Source organism: Streptomyces sudanensis, assembly GCF_023614315.1.
GTDB lineage: Bacteria > Actinomycetota > Actinomycetes > Streptomycetales > Streptomycetaceae > Streptomyces > Streptomyces sudanensis.
In genome coordinates, this window is sequence record NZ_CP095474.1 from 3,298,901 (window position 1) to 3,318,942 (window position 20,042).

Sequence of the window (20,042 nt, forward strand, 5' to 3'; positions counted from 1 at the left end):
AAGGACCGGCCGCGGGGCATACGGCCCCGAAGGGAGGGCGCGCAGTCCGCACGGCTCCGGAATGCGCCTGGGGCGGTAACGCCGCCGGTGGCCCCGGGTCTCGGGCGGCGCGGATGTGCCGGACGGTTCCGGGGCATCCAGTGGAACGGCAGGGGTGCCGGGCAGTCGGCCCGGACCTCTGGGACGCACGCTCGTACGCGAGGGGGACCGCATGGCCACCGTTGAACTCCGCTTCAGCGCCCAGCCCGAGCACGTCAGGACCGCCCGCCTGGTGGCGGCCGCCGTCGCACGCCGGGCGGGGATCGGGGAAGCGGTGCTGGACGAGGTCAGGCTCGCCGTCGGCGAGGCCTGCTCCCGCGCCGTCGGACTGCACCGCAGCAACGGCGTCACCGCGCCCGTCATGGTGCGGCTCACCGAGGAGGAGAAGGCGTTCTCCATCGAGGTCGGCGACGAGGTGCCCGGCGCCGGTGTCGCGGCCGCCGACGCGGCGGGCGTACCGGGTTCGCGCGGCGGTGCGCCGGCCGGGGACTTCGACGACGCGGAGGGCGAGGACCAGATGGGGCTCGCGGTGATCAGCGGGCTCGTCGACGACGTCGAGGTGTCCGCGGGGGAGCGCGGCGGACTCATTCGGATGAGCTGGTCCAAGACGGATTCCGCAGAACCCCTCTGACGGTTCCCGCGCATCCCCCACACCTTCGCGCTCCCCGGTGAAGGCCCTGCCGAGCAGGGCCTTTTCACTTTCCCGGCGACTTCTCCGGCCCTCGGAGCCCTCCTTCGGGGGGCTTCCGCGCGGATCGGCGCCCCGCCCCGCCGCCACTTCCGGGGGAACGCGCGGAGCGGATCGCTTGCCGCCCGGAAGGATGCGGTTGATCCTGTTTTCCGACGCTCCGTACCGATCGGGCGCCGGTCCCCGGGCCGTCCACGGCCCGGGCTTCGACACCGAGCCCGAGCCCTGACACCGAGCCCGAGCCCTGACACCGAGCCCGAGCCCTGACATCGAGCCCGAGCCCTGACACCGAGGAGGACGAATGGCGGGACTCCTCGGCCCCCAGCGACCCCCCGATCCGGTCTCGCCCCCCGATCCGGCCTCGTCCCTCGATTGGGTCTCGCCTCCCGATCCGGTCTCGTTCCCCGACCCGGTCTCGCCTCCCGATCCGGTCTCGTTCCCCGACCCGGTCTCATCCCTCGACCCGGTCTCATCTCTCGACCCGGTCTCGTCCGCCGCCGCGGTCCTCACCGCGGAGAACCGGATCGTCGTGGTCGTGATCGCCCTCGTCGCACTGGCCGCCCTGTTCGTCGCCCGGCTGCTCGTCCGCCAGGTGCTGGGCGCCGGTGAGGGCACCGAGTCGATGAAGCGGATCGCCGCCGCGATCCAGGAGGGCGCCAACGCCTACCTGGCACGGCAGTTGAGGACCGTGGCCGTGTTCGCGGCCGTCGTCTTCCTGCTGCTCATGCCGCTCCCGGCCGACACCTGGGCGCAGCGGTGGGGGCGTTCGCTGTTCTTCCTCGTCGGCGCGTTCTTCTCCGCCGTCACCGGGTACGTCGGCATGCGCCTGGCCGTGCGGAGCAACGTACGGGTGGCGGCGGCGGCACGCGAGGCCGCTTCGGCGCCGGGCGGGCCGGAGGGGGACGCGGCGGCCGTCTCGCGCAGGGCCATGAGGATCGCCTTCCGCACGGGTGGCGTGGTCGGCATGTTCACCGTCGGCCTCGGCCTGTTCGGCGTCTGCTGCGTCGTCCTCGTCTACGCGGCGGACGCGCCCAAGGTCCTGGAGGGGTTCGGCCTCGGCGCCGCCCTGATCGCCATGTTCATGCGCGTCGGCGGGGGCATCTTCACCAAGGCCGCCGATGTCGGCGCCGACCTGGTCGGCAAGGTCGAGCAGGGCATCCCCGAGGACGACCCGCGCAACGCCGCCACCATCGCCGACAACGTCGGGGACAACGTCGGCGACTGCGCCGGCATGGCCGCCGACCTCTTCGAGTCGTACGCCGTCACGCTGGTCGCCGCGCTCATCCTCGGCAAGGCCGTCTTCGGCGACCTGGGCCTCACCTTCCCGCTCATCGTCCCGGCGATCGGCGTCGTCACCGCGATGATCGGGATCTTCGCGGTCGCGCCCCGGCGCGCCGACCGCGGCGGCATGTCGGCGATCAACCGGGGGTTCTTCCTCTCCGCTGCCGTCTCGCTCGTGCTCGTGGCGGTCGCCGCGTTCGTCCACCTGCCGGCCTCGTTCGCACGGCTGGAGGGCGTCACCGACCCGGCCGTGCGGGCGCACGGCGGCGACCCGCGGGTGGTGGCGCTCGTCGCCGTCGCCATCGGCATCGTCCTCGCCGCGCTGATCCAGCAGCTGACCGGGTACTTCACCGAGCCGAGCCGGCGGCCCGTGAAGGACGTCGGGAGGTCGTCGCTGACGGGCCCCGCCACCGTGGTCCTGGCGGGCGTCTCCCTCGGCCTGGAGTCGGCCGTCTACACCGCGCTGCTGATCGGCCTCGCCGTCTACGGGGCGTTCCTCCTCGGCGGCGCGTCGATCATGCTGGCGCTGTTCGCCGTCGCGCTCGCCGGCACGGGCCTGCTGACCACCGTCGGCGTCATCGTCGCGATGGACACCTTCGGGCCCGTCTCCGACAACGCGCAGGGCATCGCCGAGATGTCCGGCGACGTCCGGGGCGCTGGCGCGCAGGTCCTCACCGACCTGGACGCGGTCGGCAACACCACCAAGGCGATCACCAAGGGCATCGCCATCGCCACGGCGGTCCTCGCGGCCTCGGCGCTGTTCGGCTCGTACCGGGAGACCATCACCGCCACCGCCGCGGACGTGGGCGCCCGGGCCACCGGGACGACGCTCAGCATGGACATCTCGCGGCCCGACAACCTTGTCGGCCTCGTCCTCGGCGCCGCGGTCGTCTTCCTCTTCTCCGGCCTGGCCGTCAACGCCGTGTCCCGGTCGGCGGGATCGGTGGTGTACGAGGTGCGCCGCCAGTTCCGCGACCACCCGGGGATCATGGACCGCACGGAGAAACCGGAGTACGGGCGCGTCGTCGACATCTGCACCAGGGACGCCCTGCGCGAGCTGGTGACACCGGGCCTCCTGGCCGTGACGGCGCCCATCGCGGTCGGCTTCGCCTTCGGCGTGGGCGCGCTCGGCGCCTACCTCGCGGGCGCCATCGCCACCGGTCTGCTGATGGCGGTCTTCCTGGCGAACTCGGGCGGTGCCTGGGACAACGCCAAGAAGCTGGTCGAGGACGGCCACCACGGCGGCAAGGGCAGCGAGGCCCACGCCGCGACGGTGATCGGCGACACGGTCGGCGATCCCTTCAAGGACACCGCGGGCCCGGCGATCAACCCGCTGCTCAAGGTCATGAACCTGGTGGCGCTGCTCATCGCCCCCGCCGTCGTCCGGCTGGACCACGGCGCGGGCGGCGGCACCGGCGTGCGCGTGGGTGTGGCGGCCGTCGCGCTCCTGGTCGTCGTCGCGGCGGTGTACGCGTCCAAGCGCCGCTCCGTCGGCGGCGCCGACGGGGACACGCCCGGGCGCGTCCCCGGGCCCCCGGACGAGGCGGCCCCCGTCCGGTGACGGCCCGGCCCCCCGACGTGATGCCCGGTCAGGCGCCCCGCCGCGGGCCGGCGCCGGACCGCGGGAGCCCGGTGCCGGGCCGTCCCGGTGAGCCTTCTCTCTCTTGATGCTCTTGATGCAAACGGTGAAAAAGCGTACGTAGCGGTCGGGCGGCACGCCGGGGCCACCCGGTCGGCGTGTATGTTCCGGGGCCGAGAGCCTCGGAAGGGACCGATCCGGTGAACAAGAAGCTTGCAGCCGCGCTGTCCGGTGGTGCGGTGCTGGTACTCGCGCTGTCGGGCTGCAGCGACGACCAAGTCGACGACGAGGGCAAGAAGGTGGAGGCCTGGGCGAAGACCTTCTGCGACCAGGCGAAGCCGCAGATCCAGAAGCGGGCCGACGCCCAGCAGACCATCATCTCGACGGCCGCGGACGGCAAGCCCGCCGACGTCCAGGCGGCGGACTCGAAGGCGTTCCAGGACATCGCCGACACGGACAAGGCGCTCGCCAAGGCGGTCGAGAGCGCCGGCGTCCCGCCCGTCGAGAACGGCGAGAAGCTCCGGCAGGACGCCGTCAAGGAACTCAACGCCACCGCCGCCGCCTACGAGGGGCTGAGGAAGCAGGTCGACGCCCTCGACCCCACCGACCAGCAGAAGTTCGCCGAAGGCCTGCAGGACGTCGCGAAGGGCCTGAAGCGCATCGAGAAGATGGACCAGGACGCGCTGGCCAAGCTCCAGACCGGCGAGTTGGGCAAGGCCATGGCCGCGCAGCCGGGCTGCCGGAAGGTCGAGGCGTCCGCCGCGCCCACCACGACCAGCGGCCCCGCCGCCCGGCCCGGCGCCTCGTCCGCCCCGGACCCGTCCGGCTCCCCCTCGGAGGGCGCCTCCGCCTCCGGCCGGGCGTCGGCGGAGCCCTCCGGATCGGCGGGGTCCTCCACGTCGGCGAAGCCCTCCGGGTCGGCGAGCGCCGGTTCCGAGTAGCGGCGCGCGCCCGATCCGTCCGGCCCGGCCGTCCACAGGGCGGCCGGGCCGTTCGTCATCACCGGTGGCGCCGGTCACAATGGGCGTTGTGAGTACGACCATCCCGACCACCGGCCTCCCGGTGCCCGACCGCGCCGACCGCCTGCGCGCCGCCCTCCTGGACGCGGGCTTCACCGCCGACGGGCTCCTCGACCGGCTCGGCGCGTCCGCCTACGCCGCCCTCGCCCGCAGCGAGACGGTGCCCGCCCTGCGCGCCACCCGCGGGGACGGACCGCTGGACACCCTCGTCCGGCTGTTCCTGCTCCAGCGGGAGGCGCCGTACGAACGGGCCCGCGCCGCCCTCCCGCTGGACGAGGCGCTCGCGGACGGCTGGGTGGCGCGGGACGGCGACGGCGTCCGCGCCACGGTCGACGTGCGCCCGTACGGCGGCCCCGACGGCGAGGACTGGTACATCGTCTCCGACCTCGGGTGCGCCGTGGGCGGCGCGGGCGGGGCCGGCGGCCGGGGCGAGGGCGTCGTCCTCGGGGTCGGCGGCGCGTCCACCACGCTCGCCGGGATCACCGTGCGCGCCCCCGTCGCCTCCGCGCTGGACCTCGGCACCGGTTCCGGCATCCAGGCGCTGCACGCCGCCCGGCACGCCACGCGGGTGACGGCGACGGACCTCAACCCGCGGGCGCTGGGGTTCACCCGGCTGACGCTCGCGCTGTCCGGCGCGCCGGAGGCCGACCTGAGGGCCGGTTCGCTGTTCGAGCCGGTCGCCTCGGAGACGTACGACCTGATCGTGTCGAACCCGCCGTTCGTCATCTCCCCGGGCGCCCGGCTCACGTACCGGGACGGCGGGATGGGTGGCGACGACCTGTGCCGCACCCTCGTCCAGCAGGCCGGGGAGCGGCTCAACGACGGCGGGTACGCGCAGTTCCTGGCCAACTGGCAGCACGTGGAGGGGGAGGACTGGAAGGACCGCGTCCGCTCGTGGGTGCCGCGCGGCTGCGACGCGTGGATCGTCCAGCGGGAGGTCCAGGACGTCACCCAGTACACGGAGTTGTGGTTGCGGGACGCCGGGGACCACCGGGCCGCCCCGGAGGAGTACCGGGCGCGGTACGAGGCGTGGCTCGACGAGTTCGAGGAGCGCGGGACCAGGGCGGTCGGCTTCGGCTGGATCACCCTGCGGAAGTCCGGCGCGGCCGAGCCGTCCGTCCTCGTCGAGGAGTGGCCGCACCCGGTCGAGCAGCCGCTCGGCGAGACCGTGCGGGCGCACTTCGCCCGCCAGGACTACCTCCGGTCGCGGGACGACGCGGCCCTGCTCGCCGACCGCTTCGTGCTCGCGCCCGAGGTGGTGCAGGAGCAGGTGGGACTGCCGGGCGCGGAGGACCCCGAGCACGTCGTCCTGCGGCAGAACCGCGGGATGCGGCGGGCGACCAGGGTCGACGCGGTCGGCGCCGGGTTCGCCGGGGTCTGCGACGGCACGCTCGAAGCGGGCCGCATCCTGGACGCCATCGCCCAGCTGATGGGCGAGGACCCGGTCCTGCTGCGGGACCGCACGCCCCGGGCGATCCGCCTCCTCGTGGAGGAGGGCTTCCTGGAGCCCGCGCGGCCGGAGGCGCGGGACCGGCCCGGCGCCGGGTGAGCCCCCGCCGGTAGGGATGTGGGCCGTGCCCGGCCGCCCCGCGAGGTCCGGGTGCCGGCGCGGCGGGCGCGTACGGGGCGGCCCGGCCGTTCCCGTCCGGCCGTCCCCGCCCGGCCGGGTGCCGGTTCCGGCCGGCGCCCGGATGCCGGCGCGGCATCCGCGGTACTCCGGCCCCGCTCCCGGCACCCCGGCCGTCCGGCGCCCGATCCCCGGCCCCGGCCAGAGATGTATAATGGAAGGNNNGNNGCCCCCGCCGGTCCGCCGCACCCGGCAGCGGGGACGGCGGCCGCCGGGACGTGCCGAGCGCCGACGGCACGCGGGGTGAACCGGGCCACAGCCGCCCCTTCCGCACCGGGACCGGCGCGGTGTCCCGGGCCTCCGGCGGACGGCGTTCCGGCGGGCNCNCGCCCGGCNCNGTCCCGGCCCGCCGCGGCCCGCCGGGCACGCGTCCGAGCAGGGCGAACCGGGCGGGTCCGGCGCCCGGGACGGCCCGGCGGACGACCGGCCGCGCCCCGCGGGACGGCCCCGACCGGAACGCGGGCCTCCGCGTCGTGAGGGGAGTCCGGGCGGCAGGAAGGGCGGAAGTCGGGTTACCGTTCGAGTGGCCGTTGCGGGCTTTCGCCGTTTGACACGGGGGCGGGTTGTACCGTCACACTCCGCAGCGACAGCAGCGTCACAGCCGCGGCGCAGCGCCCGCGGCGCCCGTGGTGCGCCCCAGGTGGGGCCGCACCGCGCCGTACACGCACCGAGCACCGACCGGAGAGAAGAGCGAAGAGTTGTCCCCGACACGCGAGACCGCACAGGGCGGCCGCCGACTCGTCATCGTCGAGTCGCCTGCCAAGGCGAAGACGATCAAGGGTTACCTCGGCCCCGGCTATGTCGTCGAGGCGAGCGTCGGGCACATCCGCGACCTCCCCAACGGCGCCGCGGAGGTGCCCGAGAGGTACACCGGCGAGGTGCGCCGCCTCGGCGTGGACGTCGAACACGACTTCCAGCCGATCTACGTCGTGAACGCCGACAAAAAAGCCCAGGTCAGGAAGTTGAAGGAGCAGCTCGCCGAGTCCGACGAGCTGTACCTGGCCACCGATGAGGACCGCGAGGGCGAGGCCATCGCGTGGCACCTCCTGGAAGTCCTCAAGCCCAAGGTCCCCGTCCACCGGATGGTCTTCCACGAGATCACCAAGGACGCGATCCAGCAGGCCGTCGCCAATCCCCGCGAGCTGAACAAGCGGATGGTCGACGCCCAGGAGACCCGCCGCATCCTGGACCGGCTGTACGGCTACGAGGTCTCGCCGGTCCTGTGGAAGAAGGTCATGCCCCGGCTCTCGGCCGGCCGCGTGCAGTCCGTCGCCACCCGGCTCGTCGTCGAGCGGGAGCGGGAGCGCATCGCCTTCCGCTCCGCCGAGTACTGGGACCTCACCGGCACCTTCGGCACCGGCCGGGCCGGCGACCCCTCCGACCCGTCGACCCTGACGGCCCGCCTCGCCTCGGTCGACGGCCGCCGCGTCGCCCAGGGCCGCGACTTCGGCCCGGACGGCCGCCTGAAGGACGAGCGGGTCCTCCACCTCGACGAGGCGGGCGCCCGCTCCCTGGCCGCCGCGCTCGCCGGCACGGGGTTCGCCGTCCGCTCGGTCGAGTCCAAGCCGTACCGCCGCTCCCCGTACGCGCCGTTCCGCACCACGACCCTCCAGCAGGAGGCGAGCCGCAAGCTCGGCTTCGGCGCGAAGGCGACGATGCAGGTCGCGCAGAAGCTGTACGAGAACGGCTTCATCACCTACATGCGCACGGACTCCACGACGCTCTCCGACACGGCCGTCGCCGCCGCCCGCGCGCAGGTCACGCAGTTGTACGGCGCCGACTACCTGCCGGACGCGCCGCGCACGTACGCCGGGAAGGTCAAGAACGCGCAGGAGGCGCACGAGGCGATCCGCCCCTCCGGGGACCGCTTCCGCACGCCCGCCGAGACCGGGCTGACCGGTGACCAGTTCCGGCTGTACGAGCTGATCTGGAAGCGGACCGTCGCCTCCCAGATGAAGGACGCCGTCGGCGACTCCGTCACCGTCCGGATCGGCGGCCGGTCCGCCGACGGCCGGGACGCCGAGTTCACCGCCTCCGGCAAGACGATCACCTTCCACGGCTTCATGAAGGCGTACGTCGAGGGCGCCGACGACCCGAACGCCGAGCTCGACGACCGCGAGCGCCGCCTCCCGCAGGTCGCCCAGGGCGACGCGCTGACCGCCGAGGAGATTGCGGCGGACGGCCACGCCACCAAGCCGCCGGCCCGCTACACCGAGGCGTCGCTGGTCAAGGAGCTGGAGGAGCGCGAGATCGGCCGCCCGTCGACGTACGCGTCGATCATCGGCACGATCCTGGAGCGCGGCTACGTCTTCAAGAAGGGCACGGCGCTCGTCCCGTCGTTCCTCTCCTTCGCCGTGGTCAACCTGCTGGAGAAGCACTTCGGCCGGCTCGTCGACTACGACTTCACCGCGAGGATGGAGGACGACCTCGACCGCATCGCCCGGGGCGAGGCCCAGGCCGTGCCGTGGCTGAAGCGGTTCTACTTCGGCGAGGGCGCGCAGGCGGCCGGTGGCGGCGCCGCCGACGCGGGCAACGGCGACGGCGACCACCTCGGCGGCCTGAAGGAGCTGGTCACGGACCTGGGGGCGATCGACGCCCGGGAGATCTCCTCCTTCCCCGTCGGCAACGGCATCGTGCTGCGCGTCGGGCGCTACGGCCCGTACATCGAGCGCGGCACGAAGGACGAGGAGGGCCACCAGCGCGCGGACGTCCCCGCCGACCTGGCGCCCGACGAGCTGTCCGTGGAGTACGCGGAGGAACTGCTCGCCAAGCCGAGCGGCGACTTCGAGCTGGGCACCGACCCGGCGACCGGCCACACGATCGTCGCCAGGGAGGGCCGCTACGGCCCGTACGTCACGGAGGTCCTGCCCGAGGGCACCCCGAAGACCGGCAGGAACGCGGTGAAACCGCGCACGGCCTCCCTCTTCAAGTCGATGTCCGTGGACACGGTGACCCTCCAGGACGCGCTCAGGCTGATGTCGCTGCCGCGCGTCGTCGGCACGGACCCCGAGGGCGTCGAGATCACCGCGCAGAACGGCCGCTACGGCCCGTACCTCAAGAAGGGCACCGACTCGCGGTCGCTGGAGAGCGAGGAGCAGCTCTTCACGATCACGCTGGAGGAGGCCCTCGCGATCTACGCCCAGCCGAAGCAGCGCGGCCGCGCCGCCGCCAAGCCGCCGCTGAAGGAGCTGGGCAACGACCCGGTGAGCGAGCGCCCCGTCGTGGTCAAGGACGGCCGCTTCGGGCCGTATGTGACGGACGGCGAGACGAACGCGACGCTGCGCAGCGGCGACAGCGTGGAGACGATCACACCGGAGCGGGGCTTCGAACTGCTCGCCGAGAAGCGGGCCAAGGGTCCGGCGAAGAAGACCGCCAAGAAGGCCCCGGCCAAGAAGACGGCGGCGAAGAAGACTACGGCGGTGAAGAAGACCGCCGCCAAGAAGACGGCCGCCAAGAAGACGGCTGCGAAGACGACGGCGGCTAAGACCGCGGCGGCGAAGAAGACCGCCGCCGCGAAGAAGACCGCTGCGGCCGGGACGACGGCGACCGGGACGACGGCGACCGGGAGGACCGCCGCCCCCGACGCGTAGGCGGGGCCGGGGNNCCCGGGCGGCGGAGGGGCCGGCGGGTGCGCCGGTCCGCCGCCCGCTGACCGGGCCCGGACCGGCGCCCCGCCTGCCGGTTCCGCGCGCCCGGCCGGGACGTATGAGGTCCGGCCGGGGCGGATAGGCTGAGGGGATGACGCGAGCCGAGCAGCCAACGGCCCTGGGCCCCACCTCAGATCCCGAAGTCTCCGACGCCGCACTCGCCGCGGACTCCCGCGAGCGCGCCGTACGGGCACTGCTGCGCAACCCGCCGCTGCGCCGGCTGTGGACCGCGTCGCTCGCCGGCGGCGTCGCCGACGCCCTCGCCCTGCTCGTCCTGGTCCTCCTGACCGTGCGGGCGGCCGTGGCGGAGGGGACGTTCGGCGGCGGAGTGCGCGGCGCGGCCTTCGCCGTCGCCGCCGTCCTCGGCGTCCGTGCGCTGTCCACCCTGCTCCTCGGCGCCGTGCTGCTCGGCCCGATGAGCGGCCTCGTCGCCTCCGGCGGCTCCCTCGACCGCCGCTGGACCATGATCGCCGCGGACGGCGTGCGGGTCGCGCTGCTGGTCGTCGCGCCCCTCTGGATCGTCTGGACCCCCGCGCAGGCCGTCCTCCTGCTCCTGGTCACGGTCTTCCTGGCCGGTGCCGCCGAGCGGTTCTGGACCATCGCCGGGGAGAGCGCCGCCCCCGCCCTGCTCCCGCCCCCGCCCGCCGAGGGCGCCGCCGTACGGCCGCTGCCGGACCACCTGGGCGCGCTGCGCCGCCTCTGGCTGCGCACCGGCTTCGCCGCCGTCCCGCTGGCCGCCGCCGTCCTGCTGGTCACGGCCCTCGCCGGCAGGCTGCTGGCGCTCGGCGTCGACTGGTTCGAGACGCACCGGGCGGCGCTCGGCTCGTACGCCGCGGCCGGGCTGTTCGCCGGTTCCCTGGCGATCCTGTACTTCCTCCAGGTGCCCGACGCGCAGACCCCCCGCCCCCGCTCCCCGCTGGAGGGCCTGCGCCGGCCCTCCACGGGCGCGGGGCCGGAGAAGGGCCGCACGGGCGCCATACCGCTGCTCGTCCTCGCCTGCGCCGCCGTCGCCGGGGCGATCGCCTCCGCCGCGGCCGTCGCCGTGCTCCACGCCGCCGAGCTGGGCGGCGGCCCCGTGACGTACGCGCTGCTCGTCCTCGCCCTGACCGGGGGCACGGGCCTGGGCGTCCGCGCCGCCCGCCGCGTCCTGCCCGCCCTGTCCCGGCGCCGGCTCCTTGCCCTGGCGACCGCCGTCACCGGGATCGTGCTGCTCGTGACGGGACTGGTCCCCGACACGGCGACCGTGCTGTTCCTCGCGCTCGCCGCCGGACTGTCGGCCGGTGTCGCCGCGAACGTCGGGCACACGCTGATCGACCAGGAGACCGAGGAGTTCCGCAAGCCGCGCCTGACCGAGCACCTCCACGCCGTCGTACGGGTGGCCGTGGTGCTCGGCGCGCTCGCCGCGCCCCTGCTCGCCGCGGCCATCGGCCCGCGCCGCCTCGCCGGCGGGGACGTCGTCCTCGCGCACGGCGGCGCCGCCTTCACCCTGATGCTGGTCGGCGCGCTGCTGCTGCCCGTCGCCGCGCTCGTCCTCGCCAGGACCGACGACCGGTCGGGCGTGCCGCTCCGCCGCGACCTGCGCGACGCGCTGCGCGGCGCCGACCCGGCGCAGGCCCCGGCTCCCACCGGTTTCTTCCTCGCCCTCGAAGGCGGTGACGGCGCCGGCAAGTCCACGCAGGTCGCGGCGCTCGCCGAGTGGATCCGCGCGAAGGGCCACGAGGTGGTCGTCACCCGCGAGCCGGGCGCCACGCCCGTCGGCAAGCGGCTCCGCTCGATCCTGCTGGACGTCTCCTCCGCCGGGCTCTCCCACCGCGCGGAGGCCCTGCTGTACGCCGCCGACCGCGCCGAGCACGTCGACTCGCTGGTCCGCCCCGCCCTGGAGCGCGGCGCCGTCGTCATCTCCGACCGGTACATCGACTCGTCCGTCGCCTACCAGGGCGCCGGCCGGGACCTCTCCCCGACGGAGATCGCCCGCATCTCCCGCTGGGCGACCGGCGGGCTCGTCCCGCACCTGACGGTGCTGCTGGACGTGTCGCCGGAGACGGCGCGCGAGCGGTTCACGGAGGCGCCGGACCGGCTGGAGTCGGAGCCGGCGGAGTTCCACGCGCGGGTGCGGGCCGGTTTCCTCGCCCTCGCGGCCGCCGACCCCGCCCGGTACCTCGTCGTGGACGCGGGCCGGGAGCCGGAGGCCGTCACCACCGTCGTGCGCCACCGGCTCGACCAGATGCTGCCGCTGTCCGAGGCCGAGGTGAGGGCCCTGGAGGAGGCGCGGCGCAAGGCCGAGGAGGAGGCCCGCCGCAGGGCGGAGGAGGAGGCGCGGCGCAAAGCCGAGGAGGAGCGCCTGGAGCGGGAGCGCCAGGAGCAGCTCGCCAGGCTGCGCGCCGAGGAGGAGGAGCGCAAGCGCCGCGAGGAGGAGGAGGCCCGGCGCCGCGAGGCCGAGCGGCAGGCCGAGGAGGCCCGCCAGCGCGCGGCCGAGGCGCGCAGGCTCGCCGAGGAGGAGCGCGCCCGGCGCGAGGCCGAGGAGCGCGCCCGGCACGAGGAGCAGGAGCGGCTGCGCAAGCGCGCCGAGGAGGAGGCCCGGCTCCGCGCCGAGGCCGAGGAACGGCGCCGCGAGAAGCAGCGCAAGGCCGAGGAGGCCCTGCTGCGCGCGGAGGAGGCCCGCCGCCGGGCCGTGGCCGAGGCCCGGGCGGCAGCGGCCGCCGCCGCGGCCGCCGAGCAGGCCGAGAGGGCACGGCAGGCGGAACGGGAGCAGCAGGCCGCACCGGCCGTGTCGCCGCACGACGTGACGGTGCCGACCCCGGTCGTCCGGCCCGACGACCCCACCCGGCCCCTGCCCGCGCCCCGCATCAGCATGCGCAAGGACGACGAGGAGACGCAGCGCATCGACATGCGCAAGGACGACCGGGAGACCCGGCCCGTCGACATGCGCAAGGACGGGGAGCCCGCGGTCCGCCCGGAGGAGGAGACCCGGCCCATCGACATGCGCAAGGACGGCCCCGCCCCGGACCTCGCCGAGACGGCGGTCCTGCCGCCCGTACGGGACGAGCGGCCGGACGACCGGGTGCCGCCCGGTTTCTTCCGCGACGAGGTCGCGCCCGGGACGGCGCCCGGGCCCGCCGGGGCCGACGACCGGACCCGCGAGCTGCCCCAGGTCGACGAAGGGGGCAGGCCGCGGCGCGGGCGCCCCGACTGGGCGGAGGAGACCCCGCTGGACGACCTGCCGTCCCTGGCCGACGAACTCCTCGGCGGTCAGGACGACGAGACCGACGAGGGCCGGGGACGCCGCCGCTGAGGCCCGGACGGCGCGGCCGGCCGGGCACCGCGCGCGGCCGGCTTCGCCCCGTTCCGGCGGAGCGGGGCGGCGCTGTCAGAGGGCTCGGCCACAATGGGTGGCCCGGGAGAGGCCCGGGACGAGGAGAAGGCGGTGACCCGTGCCCGTATGGGACGACCTGGTGGGCCAGGAGCGCGTCCGGACGCAGCTCGCCGCCGCCGCGCGTGACGCGGACGCCCTCGTCACGGCCGGGTCCCGGGGCACCGAGCCGCCCGAGGCGGCCACGTCGAGCATGACGCACGCCTGGCTGTTCACCGGGCCGCCCGGCGCCGGCCGGGACACCGCCGCCCGCTGCTTCGCGGCCGCCCTCCAGTGCGTCAGCCCCGACCGGGCACTCGGCGGGGAACCGGGCTGCGGCTTCTGCGACGGCTGCCACACCGCCCTGATCGGCACCCACGCCGACGTGGAGGTCGTCCGCACGGACCTGCTGTCCATCGGCGTCAAGGAGACCCGCGACCTCGTCCGGCGCGCACAGCTCTCCCCGGCTGTCGGCCGCTGGCAGGTCATCCTCCTGGAGGACGCCGACCGCCTCACCGAAGGCGCCGGGAACGTCCTGCTGAAGGCCGTCGAGGAGCCCGCACCCCGTACGGTCTGGCTGCTGTGCGCGCCGTCCCTGGAGGACGTGCTGCCCACGATCCGCTCCCGCTGCCGGCACCTCACGCTGCGCACCCCGCCGGTGGACGCCGTCGCCGACGTGCTCGTACGCCGGGACGGCGTCGACCCGGAGACGGCCGCCGCCGCCGCCCGCGCCACCCAGGGCCACATCGACCGCGCCCGCCGCCTCGCCACCGACGAGCGCGCCCGCGCCCGCCGCGCCGCCGTCCTCACCCTGCCCCTCCGCGTGCAGGACGTGGGCGCGTGCCTCAAGGCGGCCCAGGAGCTGATCGACGCCGCGGCGGAGGACGCCAAGCACCTCGCCGAGGAGACCGACGTCAAGGAGACCGACGAGCTGAAGGCGGCGCTCGGCGGGGGACAGGGCGGACGCATGCCGCGCGGCACGGCGGGCGCGATGAAGGAGCTGGAGGACCGGCAGAAGCGCCGCAGGACCCGTACGCAGCGCGACAGCCTGGACCTCGCCCTCGGCGACCTGACCGGTTTCTACCGGGACGTCCTCGCCCTCCAGCTCGGCACGCGCACGGCGATCGCCAACGAGGACGTGCGCGACGCCCTCGACCGGATCGCCCGCGACAGTACGCCCGAGTCGACCCTGCGGCGGATAGAGGCCGTCCTCGCCTGCCGCGAGGCCCTCGACCGGAACGTGGCGCCGCTCCTCGCCGTGGAGGCCATGACCATGGCCCTGCGCGCCGGCTGACCCCTACGGGCAGGACTCGCCCGGGTGCCCGACGCGGCGGACCGGCCGCCCTGCGGCGCAGGGACCGCCCACGTCCGGCGGCCCGGTCGCGGACGACCGCGCTCCGGAGCCGGCCGGCGCGTACGGGCGGGGTCCGTCCGGGCGCCTGGCGGGCCGCCGGTGGACGGCCCCGATCCGGGGCGGTCGCCCGGTGCGAAGGGGAACCGCCCACGTCCGGCGGCCCGGTGCCGGACGGTCGGCATCCGGGCCGACCGGCGCGTACGGGCCCCCCGGGCGGCCGGTGGCTCGCTCGTGGGCGGCCTGCGCGTATCGGCAACCCCGGGCGGCCGGTGGCTCGCTCGTGGGCGGCCGGTGGCGGCCTGCGCGTATCGGCAGGAGCGGTACGGACGCCGGACGGACCGCTCGCCGACGGCCACCGCCCGGGCGGCCGGGAGCCGCGCAGGCGCCGGGCGGACCGCTCACGGACGGGCGGCTTCCCGTCGGACTGGCCCGTATGGGTGGGAGCCGCGTGGCCGCCCGGCTGGACTGGCCCGTACGGGTGGGAGCCACGCGGTCGTCCCGCCGGACTGGCCCGTACGGGTGGGAGCCGCGCGGCCGCCCGGACGCCCAGGGTGACGATGCCGCTACGCTCCGTTGGATGCGCCTACGCCGTACGCCCCGCCCGTTCGCCTCCGCCGTCGCGCTCGCCCTGGTCCTCGCGGGGGGCTGCGCCGAGAGCGGCGCCCCCGCGGGCGCCCTGGCGCCCCGCGCCACCGCACCCGCCGTCTCCGCCGTCGCCGCCCCGCCGGACGCGGTGGCGCTCCGCCCGTACTACAGCCAGCGGCTGCGCTGGCGCGCCTGCGGGACGCCGGGCTTCCAGTGCGCCACGCTCAGGGCGCCCCTCGACTACGCACGGCCGGACGGAGCGCGGATCGACCTCGCCGTCGCCCGCGCCAAGGCCACCGGGCCCGGCAGGCGACTCGGTTCCCTGCTGGTCAACCCGGGCGGCCCCGGCGGCTCCGCCGTCGACTACCTCCAGGGGTACGCCGGGCTCGCCTACCCCGCCCCGGTCCGCGCCCGGTACGACATGGTCGCCCTGGACCCGCGCGGGGTGGCCCGCAGCGAGCCGGTCCGGTGCCTCGACGGACCGGCCATGGACGCGCACACGCAGGTCGACCCGACCCCGGACGACCGGCGGGAGACCACCCTGCTCACCGAGTCCCTCAAGCGGTTCGCCTCGTCCTGCGCGAAGAGGTCCGGCCGGATCCTGCCGCACGTGTCCACCGTGGAGGCGGCCCGCGACATGGACCTCCTGCGGGCCGCCCTCGGCGACCAGAAGCTCACCTACGTCGGCGCTTCGTACGGGACGTTCCTCGGCGCCACCTACGCCGAACTGTTCCCGTCCCGCACCGGCCGCCTCGTCCTCGACGGCGCCGTGGACCCCTCCCTCACCGCCGACCGGATGAGCCTCGACCAGACGGCCGGCTTCGACACGGCCTTCCGCGCCTTCGCCGCCGACTGCGTGACCCGCTCCGGCTGCCCCCTCGGCACCACGTCGGTGCGGGACGCCACCGCCCGCATGAGGGCGTTCCTCGCCCGGCTGGACCGCGCACCGGTCCCCACCGGCCAGGACCGGCCCCTCGGCGAGGCCCTCGCCACGATCGGCGTCATCACCGCCATGTACGACGAGGCCGCCTGGCCCCGGCTCCGCACCGCCCTCACACGCGCCATGGGCGGTGAGGGCTCCGGCCTCCTCGCCCTCGCCGACACCTACCACGAACGCGACAAGGGCGGCGGCTACTCCAACCTCATGTCCGCCAACGCCGCCGTGAACTGCCTGGACCAGCCGCCCGCCTTCACCACCCCCGAAGCGGTCGCCGCCGCCGTGCCGTCCTTCGAGAAGGCGTCCCCCGCCTTCGGCCGCAGCCTGGCTTGGGCATCCCTGACCTGCGCGTACTGGCCCGCCAAGGCCACCGGCACCCCGCACCGCATCACCGCCGAGGGGGCGCCCCCGATCGTCGTCGTCGGCACGACCCGCGACCCGGCCACCCCCTACAAGTGGGCCCGCTCCCTCGCCGCCCAGCTCTCCTCCGGCACCCTCCTCACCTACGACGGCGACGGCCACACCGCGTACGGCCGCGGCAGCGCCTGCGTCGACACCGCGATCAACACCTACCTCCTGGAGGGCACGCCCCCGCCCCCGTCCACGCGCTGCCGCAGGTCGTAGGCCCCGAAAGGGGCGTGCGTGAGCACCCCCTCCACCTGTGTAGACTTGTGCTCGCTGCTGCACCCCCAGGGGAGCGCGCGGCGCGCCGCCTTAGCTCAGTTGGCCAGAGCAACGCACTCGTAATGCGTAGGTCTCGGGTTCGAATCCCGAAGGCGGCTCAGAGAAGAAACGGCAGGTCAGATGCCGTAAACGATGGGCCCCCGGAAGATCCTTCCGAGGGGCCCATATGCATTTAGTACACGTGGATCTGATCACCCGGACGGTGTGAGCGGCGCACCGGCCATCGCCAGGACGACCTTTCGGCCCGCGTCCGGCGGTGCGTCGGCGATCTCGTCCAGCTGGTCCGGGGACAGGGGCCCGTGGACGTTCGGGGTCGTCGGCGCGTCCTCGTGCCCGCGCATCGTGCGCTGCGGCGCGGTCGAGGCGGGGAGCGACCGGAGCGACCGGAGTGACCGGAGCGAGTGGGACGGCGGGCTCAGCGGATGATCCGCGCGCACAGGTGCTCCAGCCGATCGCGGGACGACTTCAGCAGTTCCTCGTCGTTCGTCTCTTCGGCCGCGACCACGACCATCAGTGCCGCGATGTCCAGTTCGTAGAGGTCCAGGAGCCTCTCCCGGCGCCCGACATCGGCGTCGCCGATTCCGTATCCGGTCCGGAAAGCCTCCGTGAACAGCCCGCAGAAGCGGATCCGCGCCAGTTCGAGCCAGGGGTCACCCGTGATGGCGTTCGCGACGTCGATCACCGCCGTGATCCGCCCGCCTCGTACGCAGAGGTTGGGCGGCCTCAGATCGAGGTGCAGCAGGACGTCCGCCTGCCCCGGGCCGTTCGGCACCCCGGCCGCGCACCGGGACAGCAGCGTCTCCACCGGCAGCCGGGGGCAGTACCTCTCCGCGGCACGCAGACGGTCCGCGACGCGCTCGAGGACGTAGGAACGCCACGACTCCTGCGGCCGTCCGACCGTCGTGCCCGGGCGGATGGAGTGGATCGCCCGCGTGATCCGGCCGAGTTCGTGCTGCTGGTCCTCGTTCAGTTCGTCGGTCGGCCGGTGGTCGACGTGTTCGCACAGCATCCAGGAAACGCCCTGCGAACCGCCGCGCCGCCGCCAGGCGAGGACGGACGGAGCGGGTACACCCGCCTCGCGCAGCAGGCCGAGGACGTTCACTTCCTTGGCGAGGACGTCGGCGAAGTCGACCGTCCCCTCGTAGGAGGTCGGCAGGACTTCGTGGCGGGGGGAGCGCACGACTCCGACGATCCCGCCGTCGCGGCGGCGGGCGAGGTCGGCGAAGTAATCCACTCCTTCCCGCCACGGAAGGACACGGATGCCGCCGTCGCCGAGGGCGCGGCGGACTTCCCGTTCGAGGGTGGCGGTGCGCTCTGCTTCCGTCCTCATCGTCCTCCGTTGTCCTCCGTCCTCCGTCGTCCTCCGTCGTCGTCGGGCCGACACCGGTTCACCGGGACGGGCCGGGCGGTCGCGCCGGTAATCCCCGGTAACGGCGTAGGCGCCCCGAACCGCTGCCGGCCCGGTCGCGGCATCGTCCTCGGGGGCCGCCTTCCGGCGACCGCGTCCCGGCCCCGGTCCGGCCCCGGTCCCGGAACGTCTCCGCGGGAAGGCCGAGGTCCCCGTTCGCTTCCGACGCGTGCCGCGCCGAGGTGGACCGGGACGGGTTCGGGGCGCGTCCACGGGAGTTCGGGGCGTCCCCCGGGGCCCGCTCCTCCGCCGCCGCGCGCCGTACCGGGTGTGGCGCGTTCAGTGCCGTGAGTCGTCGGACATCAGTATGCTCGGCCCGCCGGGGGACGGCGACGGGACGGGCGGAGGGCGGGCACCGTGGTGGAGGTCAGCGCCCTGCTGGGGGTGTCCGTGGTCGCGCTCGGCATGGTGCTCACGCCCGGGCCGAACATGGTCTACCTCGTCTCGCGGTCCCTCACCCAGGGCCGCCGGGCCGGGGCCGTCTCGCTCGCCGGGGTCGCCGTCGGCTTCCTCGTCTACCTGGTGGCCACCAACCTCGGCCTGTCCGTGCTGTTCGTCGCGGTGCCGCAGCTCTACCTGGCCGTGAAACTGGCGGGTGCCGCGTACCTCGGCTGGCTCGCCTGGTGCGCGCTGCGGCCCGGCGGGGTGTCCGTCTTCACCCCGCGGGACGTGCCGCCGGACCCGCCGCGCAAGCTGTTCGCCATGGGGCTGGCGACGAGTCTGCTCAACCCCAAGATCGCCATCATGTACCTGTCGCTCATCCCGCAGTTCGTCGAGGTCGAGGACGGGCACGTGCTCGCCCAGGGGTTCGTCCTGGGCGCCGTGCAGATCCTCGTCAGCGTCGGGGTGAACCTGGCGATCGTCATGGCCGCCGGAACCGTCGCCGTGTTCCTGGCCCGCCGTCCCGGCTGGTTGCGGGTCCAGCGGTACGCCATGGGCGGTGTGCTGGGCGCGCTCGCCGTCGGCCTCGCCACCGACACCTCCGCGCCGCGCGCCGCGCACTGACCGGTTCGCACCGCCTGCCGTCGGCCGCCGCGTCCCGGAGTGCTCCGCCGCGTGTGCCGGGCGCGTCGCGTGTCCCGGGTGCGCCACGCCGTGCATCGGCCGGCGGGCCGGACGCGGGCCGGGCGGGTGTCAGCCGGTCCAGAAGTCCCACCAGCGGGTCAGGACGAGCATGCCGATGCACCCGAGGTGCAGGGCGGGCGGCGCCCAGGGGAAGTCGCCGAGGAAGCGCCGCACCCCATACGGGGCGGGCAGTCGGCCGTGCCGCGCGTTCTCCGCGGTGACGTGCCAGAACATCACGATCGTCGCGGCCCAGGCGAGGCAGCACCACAGGCACAGGGCGTTGATCTCGTACAGGGACTGCCACATCAGCCAGGTGCAGAAGCCGACCCCGAAGAGCGTTCCCGCGTTGAGGCCCAGCCAGAACCAGTCCCGGGGGCGGGCGCCCGCCAGCAGTCCGGCGCCGATCGCGACGACCACGCCGTACGCGACGAGGCCGAGCATCGGGTTCGGGAACCCGAACACCGTCGCCTGCTCGCTCTTCATGACGCTGCCGCACGACACGACGGGGTTGAGGCTGCACCCGGGCGTGAAGTGGGGGTCCTGAAGCAGCCTGAACTTGTCGAGTGTGATCACCCAGGAGGCGAGCACCCCCGCCGCGCCGGTCACCACCAGCAGCCAGCCGAGGGCGCGGCCCGGACCCGCCGCGCCGCCCTCCGCCGGTGGTGCGGCGGGGCGTGCGTGGGCGGGCGCGGGCCGCGTGTGCGGGTCGCGGGTCATCGTCATGGGTCCCACCGGTCCTCTCGTCGGGGTCGGGGTCGGGGTCAGGGCCGAGGTCGGGTG

At 75.1% G+C, this 20,042-nt stretch carries 12 protein-coding genes and 1 tRNA gene; 10 read left to right on the top strand and 3 right to left on the bottom strand.

What is annotated here, in order from left to right:
- Positions 1-211: 211 nt before the first annotated feature.
- The 9 genes from MW084_RS15400 (at position 212) to MW084_RS15440 (ending at position 16,887) form a co-directional block, all read left to right on the top strand.
- Entirely contained in the window at positions 212-670 is a 459-nt protein-coding gene (locus tag MW084_RS15400; RefSeq protein ID WP_255114798.1) for an ATP-binding protein, read from the top strand.
- Between the two features lie 358 nt (positions 671-1,028).
- Positions 1,029-3,569 carry a sodium-translocating pyrophosphatase gene (locus MW084_RS15405; RefSeq protein WP_010473240.1) on the top strand — a complete coding sequence of 847 codons (2,541 nt, stop codon included), beginning with the start codon at positions 1,029-1,031 and terminating at the stop codon, positions 3,567-3,569.
- A 218-nt stretch (positions 3,570-3,787) separates the two neighbouring features.
- A complete protein-coding gene (locus tag MW084_RS15410) occupies positions 3,788-4,528 on the top strand; it encodes a hypothetical protein (RefSeq protein ID WP_010473237.1) in 741 nt (246 codons plus the stop codon).
- A 79-nt stretch (positions 4,529-4,607) separates the two neighbouring features.
- The gene (locus MW084_RS15415; protein ID WP_039829653.1) at positions 4,608-6,155 is read left to right on the top strand and encodes a DUF7059 domain-containing protein; all 1,548 of its coding nucleotides are present in this window, start codon (positions 4,608-4,610) and stop codon (positions 6,153-6,155) included.
- Positions 6,156-6,931: 776 nt separating this feature from the next.
- Positions 6,932-9,823 (top strand): type I DNA topoisomerase, encoded by a 2,892-nt coding sequence (topA, locus tag MW084_RS15420; protein ID WP_010473233.1) that lies wholly within the window; start codon positions 6,932-6,934, stop codon positions 9,821-9,823.
- 148 nt (positions 9,824-9,971) lie between these two features.
- Positions 9,972-13,172 carry a dTMP kinase gene (gene tmk, locus MW084_RS15425; RefSeq protein ID WP_010473231.1) on the top strand — a complete coding sequence of 1,067 codons (3,201 nt, stop codon included), beginning with the start codon at positions 9,972-9,974 and terminating at the stop codon, positions 13,170-13,172.
- 139 nt (positions 13,173-13,311) lie between these two features.
- Positions 13,312-14,523, top strand: coding sequence for a DNA polymerase III subunit delta' (locus tag MW084_RS15430; RefSeq protein WP_010473229.1), 1,212 nt, complete (start codon positions 13,312-13,314; stop codon positions 14,521-14,523).
- A gap of 637 nt (positions 14,524-15,160) precedes the next feature.
- The gene (locus tag MW084_RS15435) at positions 15,161-16,729 is read left to right on the top strand and encodes an alpha/beta hydrolase (protein WP_010473227.1); all 1,569 of its coding nucleotides are present in this window, start codon (positions 15,161-15,163) and stop codon (positions 16,727-16,729) included.
- An 84-nt stretch (positions 16,730-16,813) separates the two neighbouring features.
- Positions 16,814-16,887 (top strand) — tRNA-Thr (locus MW084_RS15440).
- 93 nt (positions 16,888-16,980) lie between these two features.
- Here MW084_RS15440 and MW084_RS15445 read toward each other — a convergent pair.
- Positions 16,981-17,130 carry a hypothetical protein gene (locus tag MW084_RS15445; RefSeq protein WP_158684350.1) on the bottom strand — a complete coding sequence of 50 codons (150 nt, stop codon included), beginning with the start codon at positions 17,128-17,130 and terminating at the stop codon, positions 16,981-16,983.
- A gap of 74 nt (positions 17,131-17,204) precedes the next feature.
- Entirely contained in the window at positions 17,205-18,119 is a 915-nt protein-coding gene (locus tag MW084_RS15450) for a phosphotransferase family protein (RefSeq protein WP_010473223.1), read from the bottom strand.
- Positions 18,120-18,554: 435 nt separating this feature from the next.
- Here MW084_RS15450 and MW084_RS15455 point away from each other — a divergent pair, with 435 nt between their 5' ends.
- Entirely contained in the window at positions 18,555-19,202 is a 648-nt protein-coding gene (locus MW084_RS15455; protein ID WP_010473222.1) for a LysE family translocator, read from the top strand.
- 129 nt (positions 19,203-19,331) lie between these two features.
- On the opposite strand, the gene MW084_RS15460 is transcribed toward MW084_RS15455, so the two are convergent.
- On the bottom strand, positions 19,332-19,985 hold the full coding sequence (locus MW084_RS15460) for a vitamin K epoxide reductase family protein (RefSeq protein ID WP_010473218.1): 654 nt from the start codon (positions 19,983-19,985) through the stop codon (positions 19,332-19,334).
- Positions 19,986-20,042 lie beyond the last annotated feature (57 nt).

Bases quoted from the DNA above. Each gene is read 5' to 3' on its own strand.
- MW084_RS15400 (WP_255114798.1), top strand. From the start codon at position 212: ATGGCCACCGTTGAACTCCGCTTCAGCGCCCAGCCCGAGCACGTCAGG.
- MW084_RS15415 (WP_039829653.1), top strand. From the start codon at position 4,608: ATGGGCGTTGTGAGTACGACCATCCCGACCACCGGCCTCCCGGTGCCC.
- MW084_RS15460 (WP_010473218.1), bottom strand. From the start codon at position 19,985: ATGACGATGACCCGCGACCCGCACACGCGGCCCGCGCCCGCCCACGCA.
- MW084_RS15445 (WP_158684350.1), bottom strand. From the start codon at position 17,130: ATGCGCGGGCACGAGGACGCGCCGACGACCCCGAACGTCCACGGGCCC.
- MW084_RS15435 (WP_010473227.1), top strand. From the start codon at position 15,161: ATGCGCCTACGCCGTACGCCCCGCCCGTTCGCCTCCGCCGTCGCGCTC.
- MW084_RS15405 (WP_010473240.1), top strand. From the start codon at position 1,029: ATGGCGGGACTCCTCGGCCCCCAGCGACCCCCCGATCCGGTCTCGCCC.
- tmk (WP_010473231.1), top strand. From the start codon at position 9,972: ATGACGCGAGCCGAGCAGCCAACGGCCCTGGGCCCCACCTCAGATCCC.
- MW084_RS15450 (WP_010473223.1), bottom strand. From the start codon at position 18,119: ATGAGGACGGAAGCAGAGCGCACCGCCACCCTCGAACGGGAAGTCCGC.